A 5,312-nucleotide genomic window follows, 5' to 3' on the forward strand; every position below is an offset into this window, starting at 1 on the left:
AACGCCCGATCGTCGTCATCACATCGAACAACGAGAAGGAGCTGCCCGACGCCTTCCTGCGCCGCTGCTTCTTCCACTACATCAAGTTCCCCGACCGGGAGACGATGCAGGACATCATCGATGTCCATTTCCCCGGCATCCAGAAGGTACTGGTGAAGAAGGCGATGGATATCTTCTACGACCTGCGCGAAGTGCCCGGCCTCAAGAAGAAGCCCTCGACCAGCGAGCTGCTCGACTGGCTCAAGCTGCTGCTCAACGAGGACATGCCGCTCGAAGTATTGCAGGACAAGAACCCGGCGAGCGCGATCCCGCCGCTCCACGGCGCGCTGCTCAAGAACGAGCAAGACATCATGCTGTTCGAGCGGCTCGCCTTCATGGCACGGCGCAACCCAAGCTAAGGCTGAAATCCTGTGGCACATGAAGGCGACTGCTTCTGCGGCGCGGTGCGGTTCTCCATCGCCGCCGAGCCGCAAGGCGCACGCTTCTGCTGGTGCCGCGACTGCCAGCGGATCGCCAGCGGCATGGCAACGGTCAACGTATTGTTCGACGAGGATGCCGTCACCTACTCGGGCGAAATGACCCGCATCACCCGCGTCGCCGAAAGCGGCAACACGGTCGAGCGGGGCTTTTGTTCGGTATGCGGTTCGCAGATGTACAGCCGCACCACGCAAGGCCCTAAGCTGCCGATGCGGGTGCGCGCGGGCACGCTCGACGATCCGGAGATATGTCCGCCCAGCATGATCATCTGGGGCAAGAGCGCGCCAAGCTGGGCGCCTTTTCCTCCGGGCATGACGGTGCTGGAGGCGGGGCCCGGCTCGGCGCCGCTGGTCGGGCGGGATCCGGCCTAGCTCAAATCACCGGAAAGCAGGCGACGCCCGCGCGCTTCAGCGCCTTGCATGTCGCGTGGGCGTCGGGGGCCGAGGCACGCAGTCGGTAGTATTGCTTGCCGTTCACCACCGCCGGGATCACGGCCATCTGCATCGCCTTCAGCTCGGGCCGTTGCCCCGCGAGCGCCTTCCACTGCGCCGCCGCCTCGGCCGGTGAGAGTGCGGCGGCGAGTTGGATCGTCTGCTGACCGGCAGCGGGCGACGCAGGGATGGTCCGCGCTGCGGGCAGGCGCGCTGCGGGCGGGGCCGGCGTGGCGGCAGCCAGCGCCGGGCGCTCGCGTTGCAGGAGAGCAGGCGCAATCGGCACCACCGCATCGCTGCGCTGCGCCAGCGCAAGCGCCACCTCACCATCCGCCAGCGGCTCGTCGACCACGATCACCGCGGTCGTTGTCGCACCCGTGATCTTGAACAGCTCGCTGGCGAATTCGGTGGGGAGCCTGATGCAGCCGTGCGAGGCCGGATAGCCCGGCAGGCGCCCGGCGTGGATTGCGATTCCGCTCCATGTCAGGCGCTGCATGTAGGGCATCGGCGCGTTGCTGTAGAGGTTGGAGCGGTGGAAGCGCTTCTTCTGGAGAATCGCGAAAACCCCGGTAGGCGTCCGCTTGCCGCGCTTGCCGGTCGAAACCGGGCTGGAGCGCCACAGCACGCCATCGCGAAACACGTGCATCTTCTGCGAGGAGAGGCTGACAGTGATGACAATGCCGCTCGCGAAAACATCGCCCACCGTCTTGCTTGGCGGCGGGGGCTGATCGGCAGCTGGAGGGACGGACGCCTGCTCGGCTGCCTGTGCCGGCGCACTTACGGGCGAGGCACCGCCCGGCGCGAGGACGGCGGGCACGCTCACCATCGCCAGAAGCAACGCCGGCAGCAGCCAGAGACCATGAAGCCGCAAGCGCCGCACTGCGCCCCTCCGTTAACAATGATAATTAACGGTTAGTGCGTTGCCGAACCCCGGGCAAGGCCTGTTCGCGCGCGGTCAGACTTCAGTCGAAGCTGTAGGCAAGCTCGAAATCGCCCCAGCGCCGCCCGCCGAAGATCAGCGGAACATAGACATTGCGCACCACGACATAGGTGTCGCCGTCGTTTTCCTGGCGATAGACCGCCATCATGTAGGGCGCGCCCGAGACCTTGGCCTTGCGGTCGATCGCCTCGAGCATGATCCGGCCGTTGCGGCAGAACTGGGAGTCGTGGTTCATATCCCCTGTCGGCTGGCGCGAGCGCTCGGTCAGGTGGGTCGGCAGGAACCCGTTCATGTCGGTGCAGGCAGCGGCAAGCACGCGCGGATCGCTCGCCTTGGCACGGTCGAGGAAGAGGCGCCACTCGGCATGGGCCCAATCGGTGAGGCGCGTGCGGTAGAGCTGCGGGTTGGTGCCGGGCACGGGCTGATAATCTGTGTCGAACAGCGCCGCAGTGGTGATCGCCCCGCGCGACAGGGCGCCCTCGGTATGCGCGACAAGCTCCTGCGCCATCGTCTGCGCCTGTGCGACCATCGCGCTGTCCTCAGGGCTGAGGCCGGCGTGGACGATGCGGTCGAACATCTCGGAGGCCGTGATTTCCAGCTCCTCCATCTTGCGATGGGCACCGTGCAGGCGATCCTCGTTGCGCAGCGCGGCCGCATCGAAACTGGTCAGCACGCGCTGGACCTTGTCGACATGGCCGGAGATGGTGCCGGTCGAGCGGGCGATCACGTCGTTCTGCTTGTCGACTTCCTCAACCAGCGCGCCGACATTGGCGATGGTGCTTTCGATCTGCGCGACGCTGGCGCGGGCCTCGCCGCTGGCTTTCGAGCCTGCTTCGATCCGCCCGATCACAACCCCGGCCTCGCCGCCGAGCGCGTCGATGGTGTGGGCGATTTCCTCGGTCGCCTTGCGGGTGTCGTTGGCAAGGCTCTTCACTTCGCTGGCGACCACCGCGAAGGTGCGGCCCGCATCGCCTGCGCGCATCGCCTCGATCGTGGCGTTCAATGCGAGGATGTTGGTCGTCTCGGCGATTTCGCCGATATCCTGCGCGGAGCGGCGCACCTGTTCCATCGCGGCCGAAAAGCTGGTGACATGCTGGCCCAATGTGTCGACCAGTTCGATCAGCGAGGCGATCTGGCCCAGCGAGGACTGGATCAGCGCCGTGCCTTCGGAGAGGCGCTCGATCGCGCGTTCGGACAGCAGACGGGCTTCGTCGGAGGCCTCGGCGACCTTGGTCTGGTCGGCCTCCAGCGCGCGCACGGTCTCGGCAAGCGCCTCGTGCTCGGAACGCAGCGACTTGGATGAGGCGATCACCGCCTCCACGACGCCGGCCACATCGGTGCAGCCGACGGTCACGGCGCCGCAGCTTTCCGGGATCATCCCGAGCGCATGGGCATTGGCGGTATCGATGGCGAGGCTGTTCATGTGCGATTTGCGGCCCTGTTGAAAGCGTTGCGGGACACTAGGCAGATGATGGTAAGCGAAGGGTTAAGACTTGGCCCCAGCCCCTTCGTTCCCCGTCCCCTCGCAAGATTGGGGACTGGTCAGCGCGCGGCGCGCGGGTTAAGCGTGCTTCCATGTTCTTCAATTTCGTCGACGAGCTCAGGGCTGCCGGGATCGGTGCCTCGTTCAAGGAGCACCTCACCTTGCTGGAGGCGCTCGACAAGGACGTCATCGAGCAGACTCCGGAAGCGTTCTACTACCTCTCCCGCGCGACCTTCGTGAAGGATGAAGGACTGCTCGACCGCTTCGATCAGGTGTTCCACAAGGTCTTCAAAGGGATCATGACCGATTACGGCCAGAACCCGGTCGACATTCCCGAAGATTGGCTGAAGGCGGTCGCCGAGAAGTTCCTGACCCCAGAGGAGATGGAGAAGATCAAGTCGCTGGGTGACTGGGACGAGATCATGGAGACGCTCAAGAAGCGGCTCGAGGAACAGGAAAAGCGCCACCAGGGCGGCAACAAGTGGATCGGCACCGGGGGCACCAGCCCCTTCGGCAATTCGGGCTACAACCCTGAAGGCGTGCGGATCGGCGGCGAGGCCAAGCATGGCCGCGCGATCAAGGTGTGGGAAAAGCGCGAGTTCAAGAACCTCGACAACACCAAGGAGCTTGGCACCCGCAACATCAAGATGGCGCTGCGGCGTCTGCGCCGCTTCGCCCGCGAGGGCGCGGCGGACGAGCTCGACATTCCCGGCACGATCGAAGGCACCGCCAAGCAAGGCTGGCTCGACATCCGGATGCGGCCCGAACGGCGCAATGCCGTCAAACTGCTATTGTTCCTCGACGTCGGCGGATCGATGGACCCCTTCATCAAGCTGGTCGAGGAGCTGTTCAGCGCCGCCACGGCGGAGTTCAAGAACCTCGAGTTCTTCTACTTCCACAACTGCCTTTACGAAGGCGTATGGAAGGACAACAAGCGCCGCTGGCAGGAACGCACCAAGACCTGGGACGTGCTCCACAAATATGGTCACGATTACAAGATCGTGTTCGTCGGCGATGCGGCGATGAGCCCCTATGAGGTCACGCATCCCGGTGGCTCGGTCGAGCACATGAACGAGGAAGCCGGCGCCGTGTGGTTGCAACGCGTGACCAACACCTACCCCGCGACCGTGTGGCTCAACCCGGTGCCGGAGAAGCAGTGGGGCTATTCGCAGTCGACCAAGATGATCAAGCAGCTGGTCGGAGACCGGATGTATCCGCTGACGCTCGAGGGGCTGGATGATGCGATGCGGGAGCTGTCGCGGAAGCACGGGGCTTGAGGCTGGCGGCAATCTTCCTTGGCGTGGGGCTTGCCGTCTCGGCCTGTTCGGGCGTGTACTCCACTCGTGACGTCCCTTTTGCCCGCTCCGAACCCGTTCCGGAGAACGAACAGCAAGAAGGCCTAGCTATGACCCGGTTCGTTGGGCCGGGTGTGGTCTGCGGTATCGGCTTTGCCCTGGCGTTGCAGGCTGAGGAGCGATTCACCGGCTTCGACCGGATGATGGATTTCGTGACGTATCGTATGGAAAGCCCGGCGGGCTCCGCCATCGTTTACGAAGGCAACGCACCGCAAGAAGCAGACGTTCTCATCAAGACGGGCCGAGAATTTCCTTCGATGGTGGCGCTTCACCTCGACGCCGGCGGCTATGATAAATCTCTGGCCGACCGCATCCTAATCAAGGACGAAATTCCGCGGGCTTGCGCTGCGGCAAAATCCGGATGACCTCGCCCCGCCACACTCGCTTCGAGACCGTCCGCCTCCGGCTCGAAGCCTTCGACCCCGGCACGGGATGGCGACTGTGGCTCTATGAATTCCTGCTGTTCGGCTTCAAGCAAGGCTGGGCCTGCCTGTTCGGCGGCCTGTTGCTCGCGCTGCTGCTGGGGACGCACCTGTTCTACCCGGACGGCTCGTCGCTCCACCGCTACGACTTCCTGACCCTCGCCGCGATTGGCATTCAGGCCGGGATGCTCGCCTTCCGGCTCG

Annotated in this window: 6 protein-coding genes and 1 pseudogene; 5 read left to right on the forward strand and 2 right to left on the reverse strand. The window is 64.6% G+C overall.

Annotation, left to right across the window (positions count from 1 at the left end; all coding sequences use genetic code 11):
- Positions 1-398, forward strand: a pseudogene (locus NBV68_RS17325) (ATP-binding protein); the annotation flags it as partial.
- Between the two features lie 12 nt (positions 399-410).
- Positions 411-848 carry a GFA family protein gene (locus tag NBV68_RS17330; RefSeq protein WP_296312251.1) on the forward strand — a complete coding sequence of 146 codons (438 nt, stop codon included), beginning with the start codon at positions 411-413 and terminating at the stop codon, positions 846-848.
- A gap of 1 nt (position 849) precedes the next feature.
- Here the strand turns inward: NBV68_RS17330 and NBV68_RS17335 are convergent, their stop codons facing one another.
- Entirely contained in the window at positions 850-1,788 is a 939-nt protein-coding gene (locus tag NBV68_RS17335) for a L,D-transpeptidase family protein (RefSeq protein WP_296312254.1), read from the reverse strand.
- Between the two features lie 82 nt (positions 1,789-1,870).
- Positions 1,871-3,271, reverse strand: coding sequence for a methyl-accepting chemotaxis protein (locus NBV68_RS17340; RefSeq protein WP_296312257.1), 1,401 nt, complete (start codon positions 3,269-3,271; stop codon positions 1,871-1,873).
- Positions 3,272-3,423: 152 nt separating this feature from the next.
- On the opposite strand from NBV68_RS17340, the gene NBV68_RS17345 reads away from it, so the two are divergent.
- From NBV68_RS17345 to NBV68_RS17355, 3 genes are all read left to right on the forward strand, one after another.
- Positions 3,424-4,608 carry a VWA domain-containing protein gene (locus tag NBV68_RS17345; RefSeq protein ID WP_296312260.1) on the forward strand — a complete coding sequence of 395 codons (1,185 nt, stop codon included), beginning with the start codon at positions 3,424-3,426 and terminating at the stop codon, positions 4,606-4,608.
- Positions 4,609-4,736: 128 nt separating this feature from the next.
- Entirely contained in the window at positions 4,737-5,051 is a 315-nt protein-coding gene (locus NBV68_RS17350) for a hypothetical protein (RefSeq protein ID WP_296312261.1), read from the forward strand.
- Positions 5,048-5,312, forward strand: a 265-nt coding sequence (locus tag NBV68_RS17355; protein WP_296312263.1) for a DUF817 family protein, incomplete at its 3' end; no start/stop codon positions are given. The genes NBV68_RS17350 and NBV68_RS17355, both read left to right, overlap by 4 nt.

Origin of the sequence: Erythrobacter sp. (genome assembly GCF_023653175.1) — a bacterium.
Classification (GTDB): Bacteria; Pseudomonadota; Alphaproteobacteria; order Sphingomonadales; family Sphingomonadaceae; genus Erythrobacter.

Bases quoted from the DNA above. Each gene is read 5' to 3' on its own strand.
- NBV68_RS17350 (WP_296312261.1), top strand. From the start codon at position 4,737: ATGACCCGGTTCGTTGGGCCGGGTGTGGTCTGCGGTATCGGCTTTGCC.
- NBV68_RS17340 (WP_296312257.1), bottom strand. From the start codon at position 3,271: ATGAACAGCCTCGCCATCGATACCGCCAATGCCCATGCGCTCGGGATG.
- NBV68_RS17345 (WP_296312260.1), top strand. From the start codon at position 3,424: ATGTTCTTCAATTTCGTCGACGAGCTCAGGGCTGCCGGGATCGGTGCC.